Source organism: Chryseobacterium sp. BGARF1 (assembly GCF_001677955.1).
Classification (GTDB): Bacteria; Bacteroidota; Bacteroidia; order Flavobacteriales; family Weeksellaceae; genus Chryseobacterium.
In genome coordinates this window covers 13,387-36,167 of the sequence record NZ_LELA01000055.1, presented here as the reverse complement: position 1 = coordinate 36,167, position 22,781 = coordinate 13,387, and the positions used below count along the sequence as shown (strand labels likewise).

At 33.5% G+C, this 22,781-nt stretch carries 26 protein-coding genes and 1 pseudogene; 11 read left to right on the top strand and 16 right to left on the bottom strand.

The window, feature by feature from the left end:
* Positions 1-435, top strand: coding sequence for a hypothetical protein (locus AB671_RS10450; RefSeq protein WP_066677241.1), 435 nt, complete (start codon positions 1-3; stop codon positions 433-435).
* 57 nt (positions 436-492) lie between these two features.
* Here the strand turns inward: AB671_RS10450 and AB671_RS10445 are convergent, their stop codons facing one another.
* On the bottom strand, positions 493-1,770 hold the full coding sequence (locus AB671_RS10445) for a replication-associated recombination protein A (protein ID WP_066677243.1): 1,278 nt from the start codon (positions 1,768-1,770) through the stop codon (positions 493-495).
* A 149-nt stretch (positions 1,771-1,919) separates the two neighbouring features.
* Here AB671_RS10445 and yidD point away from each other — a divergent pair, with 149 nt between their 5' ends.
* Both yidD and lgt read left to right on the top strand, forming a co-directional pair.
* Positions 1,920-2,162 (top strand): membrane protein insertion efficiency factor YidD, encoded by a 243-nt coding sequence (gene yidD / locus AB671_RS10440; protein ID WP_066677245.1) that lies wholly within the window; start codon positions 1,920-1,922, stop codon positions 2,160-2,162.
* Between the two features lie 448 nt (positions 2,163-2,610).
* Positions 2,611-3,459 (top strand): prolipoprotein diacylglyceryl transferase, encoded by an 849-nt coding sequence (gene lgt, locus AB671_RS22775; RefSeq protein WP_066677320.1) that lies wholly within the window; start codon positions 2,611-2,613, stop codon positions 3,457-3,459.
* 26 nt (positions 3,460-3,485) lie between these two features.
* On the opposite strand, the gene AB671_RS10430 is transcribed toward lgt, so the two are convergent.
* A complete protein-coding gene (locus AB671_RS10430) occupies positions 3,486-5,003 on the bottom strand; it encodes a bifunctional ADP-dependent NAD(P)H-hydrate dehydratase/NAD(P)H-hydrate epimerase (protein ID WP_066677247.1) in 1,518 nt (505 codons plus the stop codon).
* A gap of 126 nt (positions 5,004-5,129) precedes the next feature.
* Between AB671_RS10430 and mscL the strand changes: the two genes are divergently transcribed.
* On the top strand, positions 5,130-5,573 hold the full coding sequence (mscL, locus tag AB671_RS10425) for a large conductance mechanosensitive channel protein MscL (protein WP_066677248.1): 444 nt from the start codon (positions 5,130-5,132) through the stop codon (positions 5,571-5,573).
* A gap of 69 nt (positions 5,574-5,642) precedes the next feature.
* Here mscL and AB671_RS10420 read toward each other — a convergent pair whose 3' ends face one another.
* Positions 5,643-6,602, bottom strand: coding sequence for a D-2-hydroxyacid dehydrogenase (locus AB671_RS10420; RefSeq protein ID WP_066677249.1), 960 nt, complete (start codon positions 6,600-6,602; stop codon positions 5,643-5,645).
* Between the two features lie 97 nt (positions 6,603-6,699).
* Positions 6,700-7,104, bottom strand: coding sequence for a phosphoheptose isomerase (locus tag AB671_RS10415; RefSeq protein WP_066677251.1), 405 nt, complete (start codon positions 7,102-7,104; stop codon positions 6,700-6,702).
* Between the two features lie 241 nt (positions 7,105-7,345).
* Between AB671_RS10415 and idi the strand changes: the two genes are divergently transcribed.
* Genes idi through gcvT form a run of 3 tightly spaced genes read left to right on the top strand, consistent with a single transcriptional unit; the run spans position 7,346 to position 9,433 of the window.
* Complete coding sequence (gene idi / locus AB671_RS10410; protein WP_066677253.1) at positions 7,346-7,855, top strand: isopentenyl-diphosphate Delta-isomerase; 510 nt, start codon at positions 7,346-7,348, stop codon at positions 7,853-7,855.
* Between the two features lie 10 nt (positions 7,856-7,865).
* Complete coding sequence (locus AB671_RS10405; protein WP_066677255.1) at positions 7,866-8,342, top strand: hypothetical protein; 477 nt, start codon at positions 7,866-7,868, stop codon at positions 8,340-8,342.
* A 14-nt stretch (positions 8,343-8,356) separates the two neighbouring features.
* A complete protein-coding gene (gene gcvT / locus AB671_RS10400) occupies positions 8,357-9,433 on the top strand; it encodes a glycine cleavage system aminomethyltransferase GcvT (protein ID WP_066677257.1) in 1,077 nt (358 codons plus the stop codon).
* Positions 9,434-9,645: 212 nt separating this feature from the next.
* Here the strand turns inward: gcvT and AB671_RS10395 are convergent, their stop codons facing one another.
* A complete protein-coding gene (locus AB671_RS10395; protein ID WP_066677259.1) occupies positions 9,646-9,852 on the bottom strand; it encodes a hypothetical protein in 207 nt (68 codons plus the stop codon).
* 195 nt (positions 9,853-10,047) lie between these two features.
* Positions 10,048-10,401 (bottom strand): arsenate reductase family protein, encoded by a 354-nt coding sequence (locus tag AB671_RS10390; RefSeq protein ID WP_082987279.1) that lies wholly within the window; start codon positions 10,399-10,401, stop codon positions 10,048-10,050.
* A 79-nt stretch (positions 10,402-10,480) separates the two neighbouring features.
* Between AB671_RS10390 and AB671_RS10385 the strand changes: the two genes are divergently transcribed.
* Positions 10,481-10,948 carry an acyl-CoA thioesterase gene (locus AB671_RS10385; RefSeq protein ID WP_066677263.1) on the top strand — a complete coding sequence of 156 codons (468 nt, stop codon included), beginning with the start codon at positions 10,481-10,483 and terminating at the stop codon, positions 10,946-10,948.
* Positions 10,949-11,037: 89 nt separating this feature from the next.
* On the opposite strand, the gene AB671_RS10380 is transcribed toward AB671_RS10385, so the two are convergent.
* The 8 genes from AB671_RS10380 to AB671_RS10345 form a co-directional block, all read right to left on the bottom strand.
* Positions 11,038-11,229, bottom strand: a complete 192-nt coding sequence (locus tag AB671_RS10380; RefSeq protein WP_066677265.1) for a hypothetical protein — start codon at positions 11,227-11,229, stop codon at positions 11,038-11,040.
* A gap of 142 nt (positions 11,230-11,371) precedes the next feature.
* Positions 11,372-11,560: a hypothetical protein gene (locus AB671_RS10375; protein WP_066677267.1), complete on the bottom strand. Its 189-nt coding sequence runs from the start codon at positions 11,558-11,560 to the stop codon at positions 11,372-11,374.
* A gap of 216 nt (positions 11,561-11,776) precedes the next feature.
* Positions 11,777-13,345 (bottom strand): ribonuclease Y, encoded by a 1,569-nt coding sequence (gene rny / locus AB671_RS10370; RefSeq protein ID WP_066677269.1) that lies wholly within the window; start codon positions 13,343-13,345, stop codon positions 11,777-11,779.
* Positions 13,346-13,571: 226 nt separating this feature from the next.
* Positions 13,572-13,859 carry a cell division protein ZapA gene (locus AB671_RS10365; protein ID WP_066677271.1) on the bottom strand — a complete coding sequence of 96 codons (288 nt, stop codon included), beginning with the start codon at positions 13,857-13,859 and terminating at the stop codon, positions 13,572-13,574.
* The gene (locus AB671_RS10360; protein ID WP_066677273.1) at positions 13,859-14,161 is read right to left on the bottom strand and encodes a hypothetical protein; all 303 of its coding nucleotides are present in this window, start codon (positions 14,159-14,161) and stop codon (positions 13,859-13,861) included. The genes AB671_RS10365 and AB671_RS10360 overlap by 1 nt, the downstream gene beginning before the upstream one ends.
* Before the next feature lie 137 nt (positions 14,162-14,298).
* Positions 14,299-15,081 (bottom strand): porin family protein, encoded by a 783-nt coding sequence (locus tag AB671_RS10355; RefSeq protein ID WP_066677275.1) that lies wholly within the window; start codon positions 15,079-15,081, stop codon positions 14,299-14,301.
* 3 nt (positions 15,082-15,084) lie between these two features.
* Positions 15,085-15,816 carry a bifunctional demethylmenaquinone methyltransferase/2-methoxy-6-polyprenyl-1,4-benzoquinol methylase UbiE gene (gene ubiE, locus AB671_RS10350; protein WP_066677280.1) on the bottom strand — a complete coding sequence of 244 codons (732 nt, stop codon included), beginning with the start codon at positions 15,814-15,816 and terminating at the stop codon, positions 15,085-15,087.
* 3 nt (positions 15,817-15,819) lie between these two features.
* Complete coding sequence (locus tag AB671_RS10345; RefSeq protein ID WP_066677283.1) at positions 15,820-16,389, bottom strand: hypothetical protein; 570 nt, start codon at positions 16,387-16,389, stop codon at positions 15,820-15,822.
* A gap of 101 nt (positions 16,390-16,490) precedes the next feature.
* Between AB671_RS10345 and AB671_RS10340 the strand changes: the two are divergent.
* Positions 16,491-17,556: pseudogene (locus AB671_RS10340) on the top strand (3-oxoacyl-ACP synthase III family protein).
* A 74-nt stretch (positions 17,557-17,630) separates the two neighbouring features.
* Positions 17,631-18,836 carry a metallophosphoesterase gene (locus AB671_RS10335; RefSeq protein WP_066677287.1) on the top strand — a complete coding sequence of 402 codons (1,206 nt, stop codon included), beginning with the start codon at positions 17,631-17,633 and terminating at the stop codon, positions 18,834-18,836.
* A 139-nt stretch (positions 18,837-18,975) separates the two neighbouring features.
* Here AB671_RS10335 and AB671_RS10330 read toward each other — a convergent pair whose 3' ends face one another.
* Together AB671_RS10330 and AB671_RS10325 are read right to left on the bottom strand one after the other, a co-directional pair.
* A complete protein-coding gene (locus AB671_RS10330) occupies positions 18,976-19,728 on the bottom strand; it encodes a polysaccharide deacetylase family protein (RefSeq protein WP_066677289.1) in 753 nt (250 codons plus the stop codon).
* A gap of 176 nt (positions 19,729-19,904) precedes the next feature.
* Positions 19,905-20,870: an NAD-dependent epimerase/dehydratase family protein gene (locus tag AB671_RS10325; protein WP_066677291.1), complete on the bottom strand. Its 966-nt coding sequence runs from the start codon at positions 20,868-20,870 to the stop codon at positions 19,905-19,907.
* Between the two features lie 90 nt (positions 20,871-20,960).
* Between AB671_RS10325 and ggt the strand changes: the two genes are divergently transcribed.
* Positions 20,961-22,640, top strand: coding sequence for a gamma-glutamyltransferase (ggt, locus tag AB671_RS10320; protein WP_066677293.1), 1,680 nt, complete (start codon positions 20,961-20,963; stop codon positions 22,638-22,640).
* Positions 22,641-22,781 lie beyond the last annotated feature (141 nt).

The window sequence follows — 22,781 nt, the reverse complement described above, 5'->3', positions numbered from 1 at the left end:
ATGAAAAAAATTCTATATTCTCTATTTATTTTTGCATCTGCAACATTATTTGCTCAGAAAAATACAAAGGTAAAATTTGCTGTTTTAGGAGATATGGTGGGTACAACAACATTGTTTGAAAACCAAAAAGAATATGTACAAAGTAAGCAGGCATATAAAGCGGCTAATTTACCTCAAAAACTTAAAAAATTCAGCTTTATTGCAGACCAAGGCCTTACTGAGGTTAAGTTTAAAAACAATGTAGGTCCTTTAGATAATGTAAGCTTAGCGCAATATAACGAGCAGCACAATCTTCCTAAAGATACTCCTGTAATCATTGAAGGATATGAGTTTAAAGATACCAATATGAGAATATATGCTGAAATTGCTCAGCAGGTTGAAGTTAAAGATTATAACGGTGTAAAATCGGTATTTATTACGACTACAGCAAAATAATAAAATCAAATTATATTTAAAAACGGATGCTCTTTTGAACATCCGTTTTTTTTATGACTAATATTTGTTATTCCATTTTTTCTTAAGTTCTTCGTAGATTTTCTTTTCGGTGGCATTATTTCCGGGCTCATAGAATTTGGCATCTTTTATTTCTTCCGGCAAAAAATCCTGATTTACAAAATTCCCTTCAAAAGAATGGGCATATTTATATTCTTTACCATAATCTAAATCTTTCATCAACTTTGTCGGAGCATTCCTCAAATGCAAAGGAACAGGAAGATTTCCGGTTTTCTTCACAAAAGCCAAAGCATCATTAATTGCCATATAAGCTGAATTACTTTTGGGTGAAACCGCAAGATAAATCGCCGTTTCACTCAGTAAAATTCTCGATTCTGGATTTCCAATAACGTTAATCGCCTGAAAACAATTATTCGCAATTACCAAAGCATTCGGGTTCGCCAAGCCAATATCTTCAGAAGCAAGAATAAGCATTCTTCGAGCAATAAATTTAATATCTTCACCACCTGCAATCATTCTTGCCAACCAATACACTGCTCCGTTAGGGTCACCTCCACGCATTGATTTAATGAAAGCTGAGATAATATCATAATGTTGCTCACCATTTTTATCATAAAGCGCCATCGTTTCCTGAAGAACCGACATCACATCGTCATTGGAAATTTCTTTATTATCAGAATTTTTAAACTGATTGAGTACCAACTCTACAGAATTAATCAGCTTTCTGCCATCACCACCAGAATACTGAATGAAAGCTTCTTTTTCTTTAATCTTAAAATCAGTTCCTTCATCTTTATTAAATCTATCTGATGCAATATCAATAAGCTCCTCCAGTTTTTCGTGGCTCAAAGCTTTTAATATGTAAACCTGGCTTCTTGAAAGCAATGCTGAAACCACTTCAAAGCTTGGGTTTTCGGTAGTTGCACCAATAAGAACCACCCAGCCTTTTTCTACAGCGTGAAGTAGAGAATCTTGTTGAGATTTATTAAAACGGTGAATTTCATCAATAAAAAGAATCGGAGATTTTCCTGAAAAAAGGTTTTGCTTTTTTGCATCTTCTATCACATCGCGCACATCTTTTACGCCTGAGGAAACTGCTGAAAGTTTAAAAAATTTCCTTCCTGATTTTTCCGAAATAATTTCTGCCAAAGTCGTTTTTCCGGTTCCCGGAGGTCCCCAAAGAATAAGAGAATTTAAGGCGTCATTTTCCAGCATTTTCCGGATGGTGCCTTTCTCACCGGTAAGATGCTCCTGCCCTAAAACTTCATCTAAGGTTTTTGGTCTTAATCTTTCTGCTAAAGGAGTGTTGTGATTCAAGATTTTATCTATTTGAATTTTAAATATTTGATGAAAATAAACAGAATTGATAAAGCGATTAATTTATCCGACCAATCATCTGTTTACAGTCTGAAACTTCAAACAAATTTAAACTAAATTTCAATTTTTTACCCTACTTTTGCAATGTTTTGAAACTTTCATTTAACAAAATCATCACTTCACCTTTGGTAATTCTTATTAAATTTTACCAGTGGTTTATTTCGCCCTTACTTCCCAAGAATTGCCGATACGAACCTACCTGTTCACATTATATGGTAGAATCTCTGCAGGTTCATGGTATTTTTAAAGGATTTTGGCTGGGTGTAAAAAGAATTTCAAAATGTCATCCTTGGGGTGGAAGCGGTTATGACCCTGTTCCTCCAAAAAAATAAAATATTCAATAATAAACAAATAAAAATGAGTAATATTTTCTTTCGAATTTATTTTGTGCTATTCGCATTGGTTACCCAATGTTTTTTTGCCCAGAATCATCAAGACAGCTTATCTGACGGAACATTAAAAATTAATTCTGCAGAATTACCTGTAAAAATTTATGCCAGTACAGAATTTAGAAACATTAATAAATTTGCTGATGTAGTGACCAATGACAATACCTTGGTTATTTTCACCAAAACCAATGTTGAAGCAGACCCATATCATTCTAATGCAATTCTTATCAATAATTATAAGAACGCAAACTATCAGTTTTTTGATAAAGATTTTAAGCTTGTAGAAAATTCAAACATCTCTGAAGATAAAATTGAAACACTGAAATATGCGGTAAAAACTAAAAAACCGATAGCTCCAAGCGACACTGTTTCATTAGAAACTCCATTTAAAATTTGGGATATTACTCCCGGAATTCAATTGGGGCCTTTTACACTGCACTTTTATAGTTTGATGTTTATTTTCGCATTTGGGATAGGCTATATTTTAATGACAAAGATGTATCAAACTGATAATGTAAACCTGAAATATGTAGAGCCTATTTTTACCTGGACATTAATTGGTACTATTCTGGGAGCAAGAATGGGGCACGTTATTTTTTATCAGCCTGAATTATTTAAAGAAGATTTCTGGAGTGTTTTCTTACCAATCAGTACAAAAAATGGTTTAAAATTCACCGGTTTTTCCGGATTGGCAAGTCACGGAGCTACAATTGCTGTAATTCTAACGACTCTTTATTATTCATTTAAAATCATCAAAAAAAATCCGTTTTGGGTTTATGACAGATTAGGAATTGTAGTTGCGATAGGTGGAGCTTTTGTAAGAATGGGGAATTTTTTCAACTCTGAAATCATTGGTAAACCAGTTGATCCTAGTTCACCATTTGCAATTCTTTTTCCACAACAAAGCAGTGAATACGGTGTAACAATTCCACGTTATCCTACTCAGTTATTTGAAGCGGTAGGTTATGTTTTATTGTTTATTTTACTTTGGACTTTATACAGAAAAACTGACAAAAAATACCAGCAAGGATGGTTATTTGGTTTATTCTTCATTATTCTATGGGCAATCAGATTCTTTGTAGAATTCCTGAAAGAGCCTCAAGGTGACGAATTTATTTCTTTTGCAGGATTAAATACCGGACAGATTTTATCGATTCCGTTCATGATTGCAGGATTTATCATTATGCTTTATTCTAAAAATTTAAAAATTACAGAAGCTGAAAATGCTAAACCTGAATAATTTTTAAAACATATAAAATCTGAAAGTCACAACTGAGTTGTGGCTTTTTTGTTTAAATACAGAAACACATTTCCAAGCTCATTAATAACATCTGTAGGTTGCATCGCTTCTTTGGAATGTTTTTCGGCGGCAAAATCAGCCGCTTTTCCGTGAAGCCAAACCCCAAAGATTGCGGCTTCTTCTTCAGAATATCTTTGAGCTAAAAGTGAAGTAATAATTCCGGTAAGAATGTCTCCGCTTCCTCCTTTTGCCAAGCCTGAATTTCCGGTGACATTGTAAAAAACTGCTCCTTCTGGAGTTACCACTTGCGTATGGTGATCTTTTAAAACGATATAAATCCCCAACTCTTTAGCCTTTGTTTTAGCTAGATCTAACCTTTCAAATGAGTTTTCAGTTTTTCCGAAAAGTCTTTCAAATTCTTTCGGATGCGGGGTAATAATTGATCTTTTAGGAATTAATTTTAAATAGCTCTTATCTTTAGAAATAATATTCAAAGCATCTGCATCCAAAATTAAAGGAGATTGATGATTTTCAATAAACTCCAGCAAAGCTTTTACCGTTTCTTTCTCTGTTCTTAAACCAGGACCAATTCCGTAAACAGCATTTTCTACCTCTTCAATTTGATTGATAAATTTCTCCCCCCCATCCATAAACATTGCTTCTGGAACACTTGTCTGCAGAATTTCATAACCACAATTCGGTGCCAAAACAAATGTTAACCCTGAACCCGTTTTTAAAGCAGATTTAGTCGCCAGAACCACAGCCCCTATTTTCCCATAACTTCCGCCAACAATAATTGATCTTCCATAAGTGCCTTTATGGGTAAAATCTTGTCGTACTTTAAAAATATTAAGAATAACTTCATCATCAATTACAAAATCATCAGTTTGAGTATTTTCAATAAATTCCTTAGCTAAATTGATATCTAAAACAATAACTTTTCCGATAAAACTTCCAGTTTCAGGATGAAGAAAACTTTTTTTCCAAAACTGAAAAGTCAATGTGTAATCAGCTTTAAATATAGTTGAGTTTTCATCATTCATCTGATCCGCAAATAGTCCTGACGGAATATCAATCGAAATTTTAGGATTATTTTTTGAATTTAAAACTTCAATCACCGTTTTAAAAATCCCTTCGGGACTTCTTGATAATCCGGTTCCGAAAAGTGCATCGATAATTACTGTTTTTTCATCAAAATTATATGTTGAAACATCATGAAAATCGATTAATGAAATACCAAAAATATCTTTCAATCTATTATAATTGATCAAAGCTTCATTAGAAAATTTCAACTGTTCTTTATTGATAAAAACATCGATATCAAAGCCTTTCAGATACAGCATTCTCGCAATGGCAAAACCATCACCCCCATTATTTCCGTTTCCGCAAAATATTGCAAATTTTGTATGATGTTTACAATTCGAAAAGATCCATTCTACGCAAAGTGAAGAAGCTCTTTCCATCAATTGATCAGACGAAATCGGCTCATTCTGAATCGTATATCGATCCGCCAATCTGATATTTTCTACCGTAAAAATTTTCATTCTGATTGTTTTTTTTCAATTTAATGATAATTTCTGATAATTTAAAGCAAAAAAAAATACCCAAAACATTTAAGATTTATTATTTTTAAATGATACTTTTGTTTAAAACAATTAAAAATATAAATTATGGGATTTATTAAAGAATTTAAAGAATTTGCCGTTAAAGGGAATGCTTTTGACCTGGCAGTCGGTGTAATTATCGGTGGTGCTTTCGGAAAAATTGTAACGAGTATGATTGATGATTTGATTATGCCTATCGTCGCGGCAATCGTTGGAAAACCAGATTTCAGCAGTATTTATTTCGCAATAGGAAAAGGTTCTGAAAATATTCCTGCAGGATCTACGCTTGCAAAAGCTAAAGAACTTGCTCCTGACGCAGCTATTTTCGCTTACGGAAACTTCATTACGGTAGCGATTAATTTTATACTTCTTGCATTGGTTGTTTTCATGCTTGTAAAAACAATCAACAGAATGAGAAAAGCTGAAGTTGCAGCTCCCGAAGCTCCTGCGGTACCAACAGCTACAGAGCAATTGCTTGTTGAAATTCGTGATGAATTAAAGAAGAAATAATAAAAATTTCATATAAAAAAATCCGCTGCAACGTAAAGTTACAGCGGATTTTTTATTGTAGCACTATTTTTAGTGTACTTGAAAAATACTTGTAATCTGCTCTGCCAAAGAAAGTCCGATTCTATCCTGAGCTTCCAGTGTTGATGCACCGGTATGTGGAGTTACCGAAATTTTAGAATGTGTAATAATATCTTTTGAAGGAGTCGGCTCATTAATGAAAACATCAAGACCTGCAAATCTTACTTTTCCTGAATCTAAGGCTTCAATTAAAGCAGTTTCATCAATCACGCCACCTCTTGAGCAGTTAACAATAGCAACACCATCTTTCATCATTTCAAACTCAGATGCACCAATCATATAACCTTCTTTCTGAGCCGGAACGTGAAGCGTAATAAAATCTGAATGTCTTAAAACTTGTTCCAAAGGTTCAGTTTCGATCTCAACATTGATGAATTGATTGTTGTAGAAAGTTACTTTAATACTTGCTTTCCCAACCATATTATCAGCAGCAATTACTCTCATTCCTAACCCTAAAGCGATTTTAGCAACCTCCTGACCGATTCTTCCCATCCCAACGATTCCGATGGTTTTTCCTTTCAATTCAATACCTGCAGCATAAGCTTTTTTTAGCGAAGCAAATTCTGTATCACCAACCAAAGGCATTTTTCTGTTTGAATCCTGCAAAAATCTAGCTCCCGAAAACAAATGAGCAAAAACCAATTCTGCAACCGATTCTGAAGAAGCAGAAGGCGTATTGATCACATGAATTCCTTTTTCTCTTGCATAATCTACATCAATATTATCCATCCCAACTCCACCTCTTCCGATGATTTCCAGCGACGGACAATTATCAATAATATCTTTTCTTACCTGTGTCGCACTTCTCACCAAAACTGTACGAATCTTGTGCTCGTTGATGTAATCTAAAAGAAGCTCCTGCGGAACTTTTGTAGTAATTACTTCAAAGCCTTTTTCAGTTAATGCATCAATCCCAGATTGATCTAAACCGTCGTTTGCTAAAACTTTCATAACTAACTTATAATCTATTTAAAATGTAAAAAGATTTAAAAATTAAAAGAATTTTTGGTTTTCACCTTTCGTTTAATCTTTAAATCTCTTCTATGATTTAATCTTCTTTAAAAACTTCTATTGTTACCTGCTTCTCTACCAAGTCGGTAAATTTGCCTTTGTATCTTGTAGCTCTTACCAAGTGATTATCGATCCAGTGATAATTTCCGCCTCTTGGTTTTCCGCACAAAACGCTGTGATATTTGAAACCGTGTTTATCTAGCCAATCAATGGTAATTTGTTTTAAATTTTCAGTTCTTGAAGTAAAAAAACAAATCTGATGACCCTCGTCATACCATCTATTAACGGTTTCTAGTGCATCTGGAAAAGGCTCGCAAGTCACCATTCTTTCCGGCTCTTCGTTGGGAACATCTTCTGTAATTGTTCCATCGATATCGATAAGATAATTTTTAATTCCGTCTTTTAGAATCGGACTGATATGCTCAATATAATCTAGTTCCATTGCTTCAAAATTTTAAAGTGCAAAGTTACACTTTCTCATCCAAACAGTCATATTAATCTTAGTTTATGTTAAAATTTTAACACAAAATCAAATTTAAAATCAACGAAAACCATTACTTCGTTACATTTTTCATAAACATCATTGGTATTTAATGTATTCAAAAAAGCTAAAATTTCATAAATAATTAAAAAAACTAAACATTTATTTTACAAAATCACGTTTTAAACTTAAATTTGTAGGAATGGAAGAATTCGTAGTATTGGTAAATCCTCAAGATGAAGTTTTAGGTTTGATGGAAAAACAGCAAGCTCATGTAAATGGCTTACTTCATCGGGCTTTTTCAGTTTTTTTATTTAATCAAAACGGTGAAATGCTGTTGCAGAAAAGAGCTGCAGAAAAATACCATTCTCCTCACCAATGGACCAATGCAGTTTGTTCGCACCCCAGAATTGAAGAAACCTATCTTGAAGCAGCAAAAAGAAGATTAAATGAAGAACTGGGAATTGATGCCGAACTTTCAGAAAAATTTCATTTTATCTATAAAGCAGACGTTGGAGGTGGACTCTGGGAGCACGAGCTCGACCATGTTTTTACCGGAACTTATCATTCAGAATTTAATTTAAATAAAGATGAAGTTGAGGAAGTCCGTTATATTTCGTTAGAAAATTTAGATAAAGAAATTTCTGAACATCCTGAACAATTTACAGAATGGTTTAAGATCATTCTGGAAGAATATAAACATCATTTTTAAAAACACACCGATGAAAAAAATTGTATTAATGACCACATTTTTACTGAGCGTTTATTCGCATGCTCAGAAATTGGGAACTGAGCTTTATGAAAGCGAAAATTATTCAATCATCATGCCCGATACCTGGAAGGCAACCAATGATGATGGAATTGTAAACATCTTCCCCACCAATGAAATTGGTGCAATTACCATTTCAGAATATCGTGATTTGAATCTACCAAAAGTAGAGGTGAAAAAATTTATTCTGGCGTTGTATAACTCTCAAGATGACGAAAAAAAAGTAAAAATTACAGGCAGTAAAAAAGGATATACAGAATATCAGTATGAATATTTTGATGAAAAAGAAAAACTTTTCTGGTTTACAAAATTATATCAGAAAGATAAAAACTTTTTTCTTGTAAGCATCAATTGCCAACAAAAACACTGGAACGGAAACTACATGAAAGTTTTTAACGAAACTTTTGAAAGTTTTAAAATAAAAAAATAGAAATAAATCTACCTATGAAAAAAACAGCATTGTACGACAAACACGTTTCTTTAGGAGCGAAAATAGTACCTTTTGCAGGATTTGAAATGCCTGTACAATATTCCGGAGTAACGGAAGAACACTTTGCAGTAAGAGAAAAAGCAGGATTATTTGACGTATCTCACATGGGACAGTTTTTCATTGAAGGTGCAGGTGCAAAAGACCTTTTGCAGTTTGTGGGAACCAACAATGTGGATGTTTTAGAAAATGGAAAAGCTCAGTACTCTTGCCTTCCAAACGAAAACGGAGGAATTGTAGACGACCTTATCGTTTACAAAATGGAAGATGAGAAATATTTTGTAGTGGTAAATGCTTCAAACATCGATAAAGACTGGAATCATATTTCAAAATACAACAGCTTCGGTGCAAAAATGACCAATGCTTCAGACGAAATGTCTTTATTGGCTATTCAAGGACCAAAAGCGACTGAAATTCTTCAGAAATTAACAGAAACTAACCTTTCAGAAATTCCTTATTACAACTTTACCGTGGGTACCGTTGCTGGCGTTAGTGATGTGATTATTTCAAACACTGGATATACAGGAAGTGGTGGTTTTGAAATTTATTTCAACAACGAATCTGCAGAAAAATTGTGGGACGCTATTATTGAAGCGGGAGCTGAAGAAGGAATTATTCCTTGCGGATTGGCTGCTAGAGACACTTTAAGACTAGAAAAAGGATTCTGTTTGTACGGAATGGATATCGACGATACAACCTCTCCACTTGAAGCGGGATTAGGCTGGATCACAAAGTTTGACAAAGACTTTGTTTCTAAAGAAATTTTCGCAAAACAAAAAGAAGAAGGTATTACCAGAAAATTAGTTGGTTTTGAATTGACTGATAAAGGAGTTCCAAGACACGATTACCCTGTGGTAGATGCTGAAGGAAATGTAATTGGGAAAGTAACATCAGGAACGCAGTCTCCGATGAAAAAAATCGGTTTGGGATTAGCGTATGTTGATAAATCGCACTTCAAATTAGGTACCGAAATCTTTATTCAGGTAAGAAATAAAAACATTCCTGCAAAAGTGGTGAAAACTCCATTTATTTAAGGAAATTTAAATATTTTAAAGACCGTTTTGTATTTTACAGAACGGTCTTTTTTTTAGGAGCTTAATCCTGCTTTCCGTTGCAATCTTTTTTTTCAAAAAAGGATTTTCACTGCAATCAGGGCTAAACCTCAGTCAATTATACTTTACTTCTCCTCGATTCATAGTTTCCGTAAAAGTTATTTGGTTGCAAAACACTCGTTTTGTGACTTCCGTCAACTGTGTTTTGTTTCCTGCAGTTGATTTGAAACTTCCTGCGATTTCATTTTGTTTCCCACAATCTGTTTAAGACTTCCTGCAATTGTGTTTTGTTTCCCACAGTTTGTTTGGAACTTCCCGCAATTGAATTTTGTTTCCCACAATCTGTTTGAGACTTCCGTCAACTGTGCTTTGTTTCCCGCAGTTTGTTTGGAATCAAACAACTTTTACTTTTGTTCCAAACAAGCTGTTAAAATTCTAAAAATCTTTTTGGATGAAGCACACAAAAAACCTCACACGTTTTAAAAACCTGTGAGGTTTAGATTTATAACTCTTCATGCGAAAAAATCTGTGTAAATCTGCGTAATCTGTGGGATAATTATGCAAATATCTTGAAGTTTGTGAATTTCGTGGCAGGCTTACTCCACTCCAAAAAATATCTTCAAAGCCTCTACGTTCTTCTTGTCATTTCCTACAAAAATTTCTTTATCTGTAATAAAAACCGGACGTTTTAAGAAAGTATAATGATCTAAGATCAAATCTTTAAAATCATTTTCTGTTAAAGACTTTACATCCAATTCTCTCAATTTGATTTGAGTAGATTTCTTGCTAAATAATGCTTCATAAGACTTTGTAAGCTTATACATTTCCTCCAGCTCTTCTTTGGTAATCGGCTCTTTTCTTATTTCTCTTTTTTCCCAATCTGACAAATCAAACTGTGCTAAAATCTTTCTGCAAGTGTCGCAGGTATTAAGATGAAAAACTTTTTTCATAATTAAAATTTAATCTTCAAAAGTAAGGCTAAATATAAAATTCTGAAAATTATTAAATACCTTTATTAAAATTAAAAAAATGGATAACAAACCTGTTACTTTTCAGTTTATCTCTGAACCTTCAGATGTAAATTACGGTGGAAATGTACACGGCGGAAGTGTAATGAAATGGATCGACCAAGCCGGATACGCATGCGCAACAACATGGAGTGGAAATTATTCTGTAACAGTTTATGTGGGCGGAATACGTTTTTACGAACCTATTAAAATCGGAGAAATTGTAAAAGTGGAAGCGCAGGTAATTTATACGGGTTCTTCGAGTATGCATATTGCGATCAATGTTTTCTCAAGAAATTTGAAGCAACCTACTTTTGATAAGAAAACGCATTGCATCATTGTATTTGTAGCTGTAGATGAAAATGGTAAAAAACTCCCTGTTCCGAAATGGATTCCTGAAACTGAAGAAGAAAAACAACAGGAAAAGTACGCTAAACGTCTTATGGATTTGAGGACTCAAATCGAAGATGAAATGAAACCTTTTTTGTAGATGAGTAAACATGACTACAAATATAAATTTGAATGTAAATAAAAAATCCGCCTCAATTGTGAGGCAGATTTTTTTATTTTAATAGCTTTCTAGTATGCTTCGTTGCAAGTATACACTTGTGGGCAAGCAATATAATCTGGACAATATTCTGGACCTGTAACAGCTCCTGAGCAGCTGCATCCACAAAGAGATAAATCAGGTTTTCCTCCTTTAATTCCTCCAACGATGTTTTTAAGATCAGCTTGTTTTAATTTTTTCGCGTTTTTCAAAATGTTTGTCATGTGATTTGTTTTTTAATTAAAAAATATAGTTTGATGATTAAATTTAAATAGTATTTATAAATAGAACGTCAATAAAATATAGCATTGAAAAATAAAGAGTCTACCTCAAAATTGAGGCAGACTTTTTATTTTAATATCTAAATTAATATACGTCTTTGCAAGTATACACTTGTAGACAACCGATATAATTTCCACAGTATAAAGGACCTGTAACAGCTCCTGCGCAATCGCATCCACAAAGAGATAAATCAGGGTTTCCACTTACTCCTCCTACGATGTTTTTAAGGTCAGCTTGCTTTAATTTTTTCGCATTTTTCAAAATGTTTGTCATGTGATTAGTTTTTAAATTTAAAATTATAGTTTGGTCACCAAATTTAAATATTATTTATAAATAAATCACCATAAAACAATAAATATTATCAAATATTCACACTTGCTTTAATTTAAACAAAAAAGTTCATAAAAATAATCTTATCGTAATAAGTCTTCAAAAAAAAGACCTTTCAATTTCTTGAAAGGTCTTTTGTATTATTGATGAACAATTATATTATCTCGCGATATTTACCGTTCTTGTTTCTCTGATTACCGTAACTTTTACTTGTCCCGGATATGTTAATTCATTTTGAATTTTCTCAGAAATATCATAAGAAAGCTGAGAAGACATTTCGTCGTTTATTCTACTGCTTTCTACCATTACTCTTAGTTCTCTACCTGCCTGAATTGCATACGCTGAAGAAACTCCTTCAAAGCTTAAAGCTGCAGCTTCAAGATCTTTTAGTCTTTGGATATAAGATTCTAAAACCTGTCTTCTTGCTCCTGGTCTTGCTCCTGAAATTGCATCGGCAACCTGAATAATCGGAGATAATAAAGAGGTCATTTCTACTTCGTCATGGTGAGCACCAATAGCATTGATAACTTCTGCATTTTCACCATATTTTTCAGCCCACTGCATTCCTAAAAGCGCGTGTGGAAGCTCAGATTCCTGCTCAGGAACTTTACCGATATCGTGTAAAAGACCTGCTCTTTTCGCTAGTTTTACGTTTAATCCTAATTCAGCAGCCATTGTTGCAGCAATATTGGCAACTTCTCTTGAGTGCTGTAAAAGGTTTTGTCCGTATGAAGAACGGTATTTCATTCTACCAACAATCTTCACTAATTCAGGATGCAAACCGTGAATTCCTAAGTCGATAATCGTTCTTTTACCAACTTCGATAATCTCTTCTTCGATTTGTTTTCTTGTTTTTTCTACAACTTCTTCAATTCTTGCAGGGTGAATTCTACCGTCTGTAACCAATCTGTGAAGTGATAGTCTAGCAATCTCTCTTCTTACCGGATCGAAACATGAAAGAAGAATCGCTTCAGGAGTATCATCAACGATGATTTCTACGCCAGTCATTGCTTCTAAAGCACGGATGTTTCTACCTTCTCTACCGATAATTCTACCTTTTACTTCGTCAGATTCAATATTAAATACCGAAACTGAGTTTTCAATTGCCTGTTCGGTACCAATTCTTTGAATCGTCTGAATAACAATCTTTCTTGCCTCACTTTTAGCATTCAATTGAGCCTCTTCCATAATACTCTGAACGTGCGCCTGAGCTCTGGTTTTTGCTTCAGCTCTCATGGTTTCTACCAATTCAGCTTTGGCTTCTTCTGCCGTATAGTTTGAAATTTTCTCCAACACTTCAACTTTTTTAGCAGTTGCCTGCTCCAAGTCATTTTGCTTTTTCTCTAAAATTTCATTTTTCTTAGCATAATCAGCGATTTGTCTGTCTAAATCCTTTTCTAATTTTCCAGCTTTACTAAGTTCGTCATTCAGCTTATTTTCTTTGTCTTTCGTTCTTTTTTCAGCATCCTGCATTTTCTTTTCGCGAGACTGAATATCTGAATCATGCTGTGACTTTAGTTCTAAGAATTTTTCTTTAGCCTGAAGGTTCTTTTCTTTTTTTATGGATTCAGCTTGTACATTAGCTTTTTCTATAAGGTTTTCAGCGTTCTTTTTTGCATCATCTACAATGAATTTAGCTTTTGTATTCAGTGAACTTTTAGAGAAAAACATCCCTGCTACGGCACCGATTACTAAGCAAATAACGCCTACTATTATGGCTGTTGTCATATATATATTGAGTTTTTAATTGTCTTGTTAATTTAAAATAAAAAACCCACAGCAATTCATAGATTTAGAGTAAACTCCTGATCTCCACGATTTGATCTGATTCCTTCTCTCTGTAATCTGCGTAGTGCAGCACGCCATTGAAAAGACTTTCGAACATTAATTGTTTAGTGTTGAGTTTACCTTAATGTGTTAGAATTACTGTAGGCAGTTTTTCCGGAAAAAAATTCTATTTTCCTATATCATCCAGCGACTGATTGATTTTCACTAATCTTTCGTTGGTAGATTGTATATTTTTATCATGATTTAGAGCTACTACTTCTGCATTCGTTCCCAATTTTAAGGCACACATTGCCAAAGCATCTTGTTTATCTCTTACATCAAAATTTTGTTCAAAATCTTTAATCATATTTTCAATTTGCTTCCCCACTTTACGCAGTGTTTCTTCTTCTGCTGCGGGTACATTTAGCGGATACACTCTTCCTGCAATGTTGATGGTTATTCTCCTTACCTCCATTATAATCCACTATTTTGAAGCTGTGCAATACAAAAGTCTACTTCTTTCACCAATCGGTTGATGTGGTTTTTCATGAGTCTGTTGTGTTCAGGATTTCCTGATATTGCTGAATACAATTTTATATTTTTCTGTTCTTCTGCCAGTACCTGATTTTTTTTTCTTTCCTCATCATATTTCGCCTTCAGCTCAGTATGCTCTTTACTTAATTCTAAATATTTTTCAGATAAATTTTGATGGCTTTTTTGAAGTCCCAAAATTTTTTTTTCTATTTCTGAAAAATTATTTTCTAATTCTTGAAGCATTTCAGGTTTATAAATTTTCTAACTATTAGCAAAAATAGGAAAATATTAGTACCGACGAAAATAATAATCTCTATATTTTGACAAAAATAAAAAAGGAGATGCCAAGCACCTCCTTTTTATATTAATTTTACATTATATTATTCAAACTTCAAAACAAACATAATTGCTCTTGTTTGCAATGTGGAAACCGCTGCAGACCAATAAGGAGGCGTAGTAGCGTTATCCGCAACCATCTCGTTATTCATAAAGAATGTTCCTCTTACTGCTGGAGTTAATTTAAATTTATTAAAATAGAACTGAATTCCCATTTCTGCAGACCAAGCAAAATTATGCGTTGTAGATCTGAAAACCTGCTGCATATTGTCATCTGGAGAGTCTGAATTTGACTGTAGATTAACAATGTAGTTTACCCCTGCTGCAACATATGGTCTTGAGTTGTACCATCTTTGCCCGTGTAATTCTAACATCACAGGAATATCAATTAAAGTAGATTTAATTTCTCTTATTCTGTCTTTATCTGTTAAAGCGATAGGAGTAAATGGAGCGTTAGTCAAACTTCCATCCTTATACATTGAATTAGTATCTGTATTAAAAGTTAATTCTCTTTGAGCAAACTGCAAACCCGGCTCTACTCTTACGTCTAAATAATCATTCAATCTAAACTTGGCAATAAGACCTGCTCCGAAGCTAGTGCTTTCTTTAGAAGATACAAGATTATGATTTTCAAACATCCCGTATCGAGGGTCAAACACAATTTTGTAGTCTATCATATTTGCATTCAAATAGAAACCCCAGCTGACTGTTTTTTGGTCAAAGTCTTCCAACTTGTCCATCCTGTTACGGGTTCTAAATTGAGCATCTGCAAAGAATGCAATATTAACTGAGGTTAAAACCAGAGCTTTTAATAGAAATTTATTCATAGGTTATTTTGTTGCTTTATAAATTGTGGCTATACCTAAACTTAATTTTTTGTATTCTACTTTTTTAAATCCTGTATCTAAAAGAATTTGTCTCATCTTTTCACCAAACGGAAATGCATTTACAGAATCGGGAAGATAACTGTATGCTCTATTGTCTTTAGATATCAATCTACCGATTGCCGGCAATATGTTTTTGAAATAAAACATATAAAATGGACCTAAAAACCCCTCTACTTTAGAAAACTCAAGAATATAAACACTTTTATTTTCTTTAACCACTCTTCTCAGCTCTGCCAAACCTTTGGTAAGGTTCTCAAAATTTCTCACTCCAAAAGCAACAGAAACAGCATCAAATCTATTATCCTCGAAAGGTAAATTTTCTGCATCGCCCTTTTGCATGGAAATTTTGCCGTCTAAATTAAGTTTTTTTATTTTAATAATGCCAACATTTAACATTTGTTGCGACAAATCTAATCCCACTACTTTTGCACCGGTTCCTTTTTCTACGGCAATGGCTAAATCACCGGTTCCTGTAGCGACATCCAATGTTTCTTTTGGAGCATCATGATTCATCCATTTTACTAATTTATTTCTCCAAAGCACATCTATTTTCATAGACAATACATGGTTTAGTAAATCGTATTTAGGCGCAATGTTGTCGAACATATCCTCTACCTGACTCTTTTTACTAGATTCAGAATTGTAGGGCGTTACTTGGTTGATATCTTTTGTCAAAACTTAAAACTTATAGTATTCTTTATAATAATTAAGATAATCCTGCTTGCGGAAGATCTTGGTACGGGATTCTACTTTCTGAATATTTTTGATCATCTGATCATAATCTTCATCTACATTATAATAAAAATCTTCTGTGTAGAGTTTATTAAAACGTTTAGCACCCCCATAATATTGTTTTCCATCAATGATGGTTTTATCTAACGCCAAAAGTAATGAATCTTTTTTAAGATTGTACCCATAATATTGCTCATTGATATAATAATCTTTATGAGCGATATTTAAAAGACCACGAACCTTATTGACCTCAAAAGCAGAATCATAAAGCATCTTCTTATTTTGATCAAAAACTTTAATAGAATTTTTTCCTTTTTGTAAATCTACCTTTACAAACTGACCTGCCGAAATAACCCCTTCAGAGCCATTATTAATTTTAAAATAGTACGTATTGGGAGTAGGATTATCTACAAGATAATAGTTTTTCTTTGCCAAAAAGAAGTTGTATACGGCAAAAGCACCGATAAATACCACAGCAGCAATAATTAAACCTTTTAAAGATGGATTGTTTTTCATAGATTGGCTGAAACAATTTTTGCAAATTTAATAATATTTTTAATTCTTTCTTATTAATATTAATTATTAACTTTGCCTCTTTAAAAAAATTACATACGCGAATGCCAAATACGATCATTATTGGTTCCGGATCTTATCTTCCGAATAGAGTAATTGGAAGGGATTTTTTCTTAGATTCAGAGTTTTATACGGACGAAGGAGTAAAGATTGACAAACCTGTTGAAGAAACTATTGCAAAATTTGTTGAAATTACAGAGATAGAAAACAGGAGATTTATTGATGAAGATCTTTCAAATTCACAAATCGGTTTTGAAGCTGCAAAAATTGCTATTGCTGATGCAAATGTAGATCAGGAAGAGCTTGATTATATTATTTACGCCAGTAATTTTGGTGAGGTTACCACCAATGGTTATGTAGATTTTATGCCAACCATGGCAGCAAGAGTTAAAAACAAATTAGGTATCAAAAACAGAAAATGTATTACTTACGATATGATTTTCGGTTGCCCTGGATGGGTTGAAGCCATGATTTTAGCAGATAACTTAATTAAAGCTAAAGTTGCCAAAACAATTCTTGTTATCGGTGCTGAAACTTTAAGCAGAGTTACCGATCCTTATGATAGGAACAGGATGATTTATAGATGGAGCGGGAGCTGTAGTAGTACAAGCCACTGACGAAGAAAATGTAGGGATTATCGCTCACAATACAATTTGTGATAACGGACCTGAATTGAATTATCTCGCAAATGGACCTTCAATTAATGAAGAATCAGATCAGACTCGTTTATTCGTAAGAATGCAGGGAAGAAAAATTTATGAGTATGCTCTTAAAAATGTTCCTGGAGCTATTAAAGAAACCATTGAAGATGCAAAATTATCTATTGAAGACATCGACAAAATATTGATCCACCAAGCGAATGCTAAAATGGATTATGCAATGATAGACAGGCTTCACAAGCTTTATGATGTAAAAGATTATGATCATTCTGTATCTCCTATGACCGTTCAGGACTTAGGAAATACCTCGGTAGCAACAATTCCTACCATGTTTGATTTAATAATTAAAGGAAAAATGGAGGGTCATACGTTTAAAGATAAAGGTAACATTGTGATGACTTCGGTTGGAGCCGGGATGAACATTAATGCTATTGTATATAAATTTCCTTAAATTTTAAGTTATTTAATAAAATATTGAAGCACAAAAGGAAATTTTTCTTTTGTGCTTTTTTATAAAATTTAGTTATGCAAAGAAATTTTTTAATTATTGCCGGCATTTTTCTAGTGATGGAAATCTATATTTATCAGGCAATAAGAACACTCACAGATAATTTTTGGGTTAAATTAGGCTACATCATTCTATACTTAGGAGTTTACGGTTTACTTATCTATGAAGTCCTGAACTTTCAGAGAAGTGATAAAGGTTCGCATTCACCGCAATTAATCAGTATTTTATTTTTAGTTTTCATTCTTCCAAAAATATTCGTTGTACTGTTTCTTTTAATTGATGATATTTTTCGAACAGGAGGTTATTTGGTAGGATTAATGAGGCCTACGGAGAATTTTTTCCCTGAAAGAAGGAAGTTTTTAAGCTTAGTGGGATTAGGTTTAGGTGGTGTACTTTCGGCTTTGTTTATTGACGGGATTACCTTTGGGAAATACCGTCACACCGTAAGAAGAGTAAAAGTAAAATTTGCCAATCTTCCTAAAAGCTTTAAAGGATATAAAATCATTCAAATCTCTGATGTTCACAGCGGAAGTTTTTCTGATCCAAATAAATTGCAGCATGCCATTGAATTAATTAATGAGCAAAATCCAGACTTAGTTTTGTTTACAGGAGATATGGTGAACAATGTTGCAGATGAATTTAAACCATTTATTCCTTTATTTTCTAAAATTAAAGCAAAAGACGGGAAATTTGCAGTCTTAGGAAACCATGATTACGGCGATTATGTAAAATGGAATTCTAAGGATGAACAAAACAAAAATCTTGAAACCTTAATTGATTATCAAAGACAAGCCGGATTTGACATGCTTCGTAATGAAAACAGAATTATCGAAAAAAACGGAGAGAATATCTATATTTTAGGTGTTGAAAATTGGGGATTAAAACCATTTCCACAATATGGAGATATTGATAAAGCTCTGGAAAACGTTCCGCAAAACGCCACTAAAATATTAATGAGCCACGACCCTACTCATTTTGATTACGTAGTGAAAAAACATCCTAAAGACATTCATTTAACGCTTTCAGGACATACCCACGGAATGCAGTTTGGTTTAGATTTAAAAAATATAAAATGGTCTCCCGTTCAGTACAAGTATCCGAAATGGGCAGATTTATATGAAAGTGAAGGAAAAATGCTCTATGTAAACAGAGGTTTCGGAGTTTTAGGCTACCCAGGAAGAGTTGGTGTTTTACCGGAAATTACGCTTTTTGAGTTGAGTTAGAGATGCGAGCTGCGTGTTCCGAGATTCGCAATCATGATTGATTCGAATTTCGAGGTTTTTAGTTTCAGGTTTAAATCTCGAATTTCAATCCACGAATCTTTAAACTCGAATCTCGAAACCCGAAACCCGAAACCCGAAACTAAAAAATATAATCCTTCATTCTTGAAGTAGCCAATTCTTTTTCATTAATCCATGAAAAAAAGGCTTCCAGTTTATCTTCCATTTTTTTTCCTAAATAAAACCTTCGATAAAACGGAAGTTTAAACTGATATTTATTGAGGTCGGTAAACTGCCAGGATTCAAGATAAATTAAGACAAAATCATCATTTTTCAAGGTTTCAAAAACCATATTCTGATAATACTGCATCGGCAAAATCTGGAAAACAAAGTCATTATAAGGCAACTGACTGTACGGAGAAATGCTTTCCGGAACAATGCTTAACCCATTGTCTTCGATAATTTCAGAAGTTCTTTTTAATCGTTTAAAAGGAAACAAAATGTCAGCATGATCGATGTTTGAGATATAATTAAAACCGATTGATTTTAATTCTTCTAAAGAAAACTGGTTGTCTTTCTGCCGAATTCCTTTGATTTGTTTTTCAAGAAATTCCTGAATCGATTTTTTTACTTGATCGATCTTTTCGAGACTCGAATCTTTATTATAAAAAGCAATTTCATGCCCTTGAGCAGAAATTGCTTTTAGTAAACTCTGAAGTTTTTCTGCAATAGAGATTTCTACAAAAAAACTTGCTTTTATATCGTGAAGGTCTAAAATCCTAAGAATTGCTTTGGTATTACTTTCGGTAATTTTCAATCTTTCATCATCAGAAATAACGATGCTGTTTTTGGTTCCAGCCTCAAAGTTTATGATGTTAAAAGTGAGCAATATCATTCAATAGATTTTAGATGAAATTTATAATTAATAAACATGATATTTTTTTCCACAAAGAGTCAAAAGAAATGTAAAACTTTCATTTATTACTAATTTTGTGTGCTTTTGAACAGCTTACTCCGTAATAAAATCTTTTGCTGCTTTTGCGGTTTAAAAAATATTCTATATTATCTTAATTAATTTTTATTCAATTTTACTTTTAAGTTTTTGATCATATCTTTCGACATCTCAGAAATTCCGAAATCATAAGATAATCCCCAATCTTTTTTAGCGACAGAATCATCAATTGAAGCTGGCCAAGAATCTGCAATTGCTTGTCTGAAGTCTGGTTTGTAATCAATTTCGAATTCAGGAATCTCTTTTTTAATTTCAGCTGCCAATTCTGCTGGAGTGAAAGACATTCCACCTAAATTATAAGAAGAACGAACGGTAAGGCTTTCTTTTGGAGCATCCATTAACTGTAACGTTGCATTGATCGCATCATCCATATACAACATCGGCATTCCTGTATTTTCAGAAATAAAACTTGTATATTTTCCTTCTTCAATCGCTTCGTAGAAAATTTCAACGGCGTAATCTGTAGTTCCTCCACCTGCAGGAGTTTTCCAAGAAATCAAACCAGGATAACGGATACTTCTTACATCTACTCCATATTTATCAAAATAATATTCGCACCATTTTTCTCCCGCCATTTTAGAAATACCATAAACGGTTGTAGGATTCAAAACAACATCCTGACCTACATTTTCTTTTGGAATTCCTTTCCCGAAAACAGCGATAGAACTTGGCCAGAAAATCTTTTTAAGCAAACCTTCTTTTGCAAGCTCACAAAACTGAAGAAGTGGCTCAAGATTTAATTTCCATGCGAAAATAGGCTGCTTTTCTGATGTTCCTGATAGAAGAGAAGCCAAATGATATACTGTTGTGATTTCGTAATCTTTGATGACCTGTCTTACCAATTGCGTGTTGGTAACATCCATTCTTTCGTAATGTCCGGCAGAAGTAAGACCTTTTTGCCATCTGTCAAGACCCGAAGCAACGACATTATCAGCTCCATGTATCTCTACCAATCTGTTCGTCAACTCAGTTCCGATTTGCCCTAAAGCCCCTGTAATCAATATTTTTTCCGTATAAGACTCCATTTTACTTTTTATTATTATGATAAAAGCAAAAATAGAAATTTTAGACCCTATTTTAAAACAAAATTGTAAATTCGATTACAATTTTTACAAATGAAAAAAATTATTATTTCCTTCATTCTGCTTTCTTGCTCGCTTTCAGCACAGTACACTGATATTAATATTGTAAAAGAAGTTAAAGTGAAAAATAAAGGAGTTGTAGTTTCTGCGCATCCTTTAGCAAGTGAAGCTGGGGCAAAAATTCTTAAAATGGGCGGAAATGCTTATGATGCAGTGGTCGCAACACAATACGCTTTAGCTGTTGTTTATCCTCAAGCAGGAAATATTGGCGGTGGCGGATTTTTGGTGGGTGTAAAAAATAACGGAGAAAAATTCACACTCGATTATCGCGAAACAGCTCCTAAAAACGCTTCCAAAAATATGTATCTCAACAAAAACGGAAAAGCCAATACAGATTTGTCTCAAAACGGAAGATTAGCGGTTGGAATTCCTGGAAGTGTGGCTGGATTTTTTTCAACTTTAAAGCATTGCAATCTTCCGATGGAAAAACTGATTCAACCTGCCATTGATTTAGCAGAAAAGGGATTTGCAATTACTGAACAGGAAGCCAGATTATTAAATTCCCATAAAGAATATTTTCAAAAATATAATAAAACTTCCAATGCATTTGTAAAAAATGAGGTTTGGAAATCAGGTGACATTCTGATACAGAAAGAATTGGCAGAAACTTTAAAATTAATTCAAAAATCAGGATTAAAAGGATTTTATGAAGGAAAAACTGCCGAACTTCTGGTTTCAGAAATGAAAAAAGAAAACGGAATAATCACTTTAGAAGACTTGAAAAACTATAAAGTTGCCGAAAGAAAAGCACTTGAATTTGATTACAAAGAAAATAATATTGTTTCGATGCCTTTACCTTCAAGCGGCGGAATTCTTTTAGCACAAATGTTAAAGATGTCGGGTTATGAAAATCTAGAAAAATATCAACAAAATTCTACGCAGGCAGTTCAGATTATGGTGGAAGCTGAAAGAAGAGCTTTTGCCGACAGAGCTGAATATATGGGTGACCCCGATTTTATTCAGGATAAAACAGCCTATTTAATTTCTGACGATTATTTGAAAAACAGATGGAAAAGTTTTAGTTTTAGTAAAGCTACGCCAAGTTCGGAAGTAGTTATTAACCAACCCAAAGAATCTACGGAAACCACACATATTTCAGTGATTGACAAAGATGGAAACGCAGCTGCTGTTACCACAACTTTAAATGGTTTATATGGAAGTAAAGTTGTTGTTTCGGGAGCTGGTTTTTTCTTAAATAACGAAATGGATGATTTCTCAATAAAACCAGGTGTTCCCAATATGTTTGGTGCAGTTGGAGGCGAAGCAAACGCAATTCAGCCTAATAAAAGAATGCTTTCTTCGATGACTCCAACCATTGTTTTGAAAAACGGAAAACCTTATATGGTTGTAGGAACTCCGGGCGGAACGACCATCCCTACTTCTGTTTATCAGTCGATTGTGAATGTGATTGATTTTAAACTGAATACCAATATGACTGTTAATTCTCCAAAATTCCATCATCAATGGCTTCCTGAAACAGTATCTTTTGAAAAGAATTTTCCGGAAACAACGATCAAAGATTTAGAAAAATTAGGGTATAAAGCTGAAAGAGTGAATCAATTGGGAAGAACGGAAATGATTGTCATAGACGATAACGGAAATATTCATGCTGTTGCAGATGGTCGTGGTGATGATTCTGTTGCGGTAGAATAAATTTTATTTGAGGTTCGAGGTTTGAGATTCGAGATTCGAGATTCGAGATTTGGGAAATTAGGTGACAATTTCAGTGGAAGCTTTTAAATTTAATTCAACTTTTCACCAATTTAAATTAAATTTTTTCTCAAATTTTCCTAT

Bases quoted from the DNA above. Each gene is read 5' to 3' on its own strand.
- AB671_RS10450 (WP_066677241.1), top strand. From the start codon at position 1: ATGAAAAAAATTCTATATTCTCTATTTATTTTTGCATCTGCAACATTA.
- AB671_RS10430 (WP_066677247.1), bottom strand. From the start codon at position 5,003: ATGAAAATTTTTACGGTAGAAAATATCAGATTGGCGGATCGATATACG.
- mscL (WP_066677248.1), top strand. From the start codon at position 5,130: ATGGGATTTATTAAAGAATTTAAAGAATTTGCCGTTAAAGGGAATGCT.
- AB671_RS10420 (WP_066677249.1), bottom strand. From the start codon at position 6,602: ATGAAAGTTTTAGCAAACGACGGTTTAGATCAATCTGGGATTGATGCA.
- AB671_RS10415 (WP_066677251.1), bottom strand. From the start codon at position 7,104: ATGGAACTAGATTATATTGAGCATATCAGTCCGATTCTAAAAGACGGA.
- idi (WP_066677253.1), top strand. From the start codon at position 7,346: ATGGAAGAATTCGTAGTATTGGTAAATCCTCAAGATGAAGTTTTAGGT.
- AB671_RS10405 (WP_066677255.1), top strand. From the start codon at position 7,866: ATGAAAAAAATTGTATTAATGACCACATTTTTACTGAGCGTTTATTCG.
- gcvT (WP_066677257.1), top strand. From the start codon at position 8,357: ATGAAAAAAACAGCATTGTACGACAAACACGTTTCTTTAGGAGCGAAA.
- AB671_RS10390 (WP_082987279.1), bottom strand. From the start codon at position 10,401: ATGAAAAAAGTTTTTCATCTTAATACCTGCGACACTTGCAGAAAGATT.
- AB671_RS10385 (WP_066677263.1), top strand. From the start codon at position 10,481: ATGGATAACAAACCTGTTACTTTTCAGTTTATCTCTGAACCTTCAGAT.
- AB671_RS10380 (WP_066677265.1), bottom strand. From the start codon at position 11,229: ATGACAAACATTTTGAAAAACGCGAAAAAATTAAAACAAGCTGATCTT.
- AB671_RS10375 (WP_066677267.1), bottom strand. From the start codon at position 11,560: ATGACAAACATTTTGAAAAATGCGAAAAAATTAAAGCAAGCTGACCTT.
- rny (WP_066677269.1), bottom strand. From the start codon at position 13,345: ATGACAACAGCCATAATAGTAGGCGTTATTTGCTTAGTAATCGGTGCC.
- AB671_RS10365 (WP_066677271.1), bottom strand. From the start codon at position 13,859: ATGGAGGTAAGGAGAATAACCATCAACATTGCAGGAAGAGTGTATCCG.
- AB671_RS10360 (WP_066677273.1), bottom strand. From the start codon at position 14,161: ATGCTTCAAGAATTAGAAAATAATTTTTCAGAAATAGAAAAAAAAATT.
- AB671_RS10355 (WP_066677275.1), bottom strand. From the start codon at position 15,081: ATGAATAAATTTCTATTAAAAGCTCTGGTTTTAACCTCAGTTAATATT.
- AB671_RS10345 (WP_066677283.1), bottom strand. From the start codon at position 16,389: ATGAAAAACAATCCATCTTTAAAAGGTTTAATTATTGCTGCTGTGGTA.
- AB671_RS10335 (WP_066677287.1), top strand. From the start codon at position 17,631: ATGCAAAGAAATTTTTTAATTATTGCCGGCATTTTTCTAGTGATGGAA.
- AB671_RS10330 (WP_066677289.1), bottom strand. From the start codon at position 19,728: ATGATATTGCTCACTTTTAACATCATAAACTTTGAGGCTGGAACCAAA.
- AB671_RS10325 (WP_066677291.1), bottom strand. From the start codon at position 20,870: ATGGAGTCTTATACGGAAAAAATATTGATTACAGGGGCTTTAGGGCAA.
- ggt (WP_066677293.1), top strand. From the start codon at position 20,961: ATGAAAAAAATTATTATTTCCTTCATTCTGCTTTCTTGCTCGCTTTCA.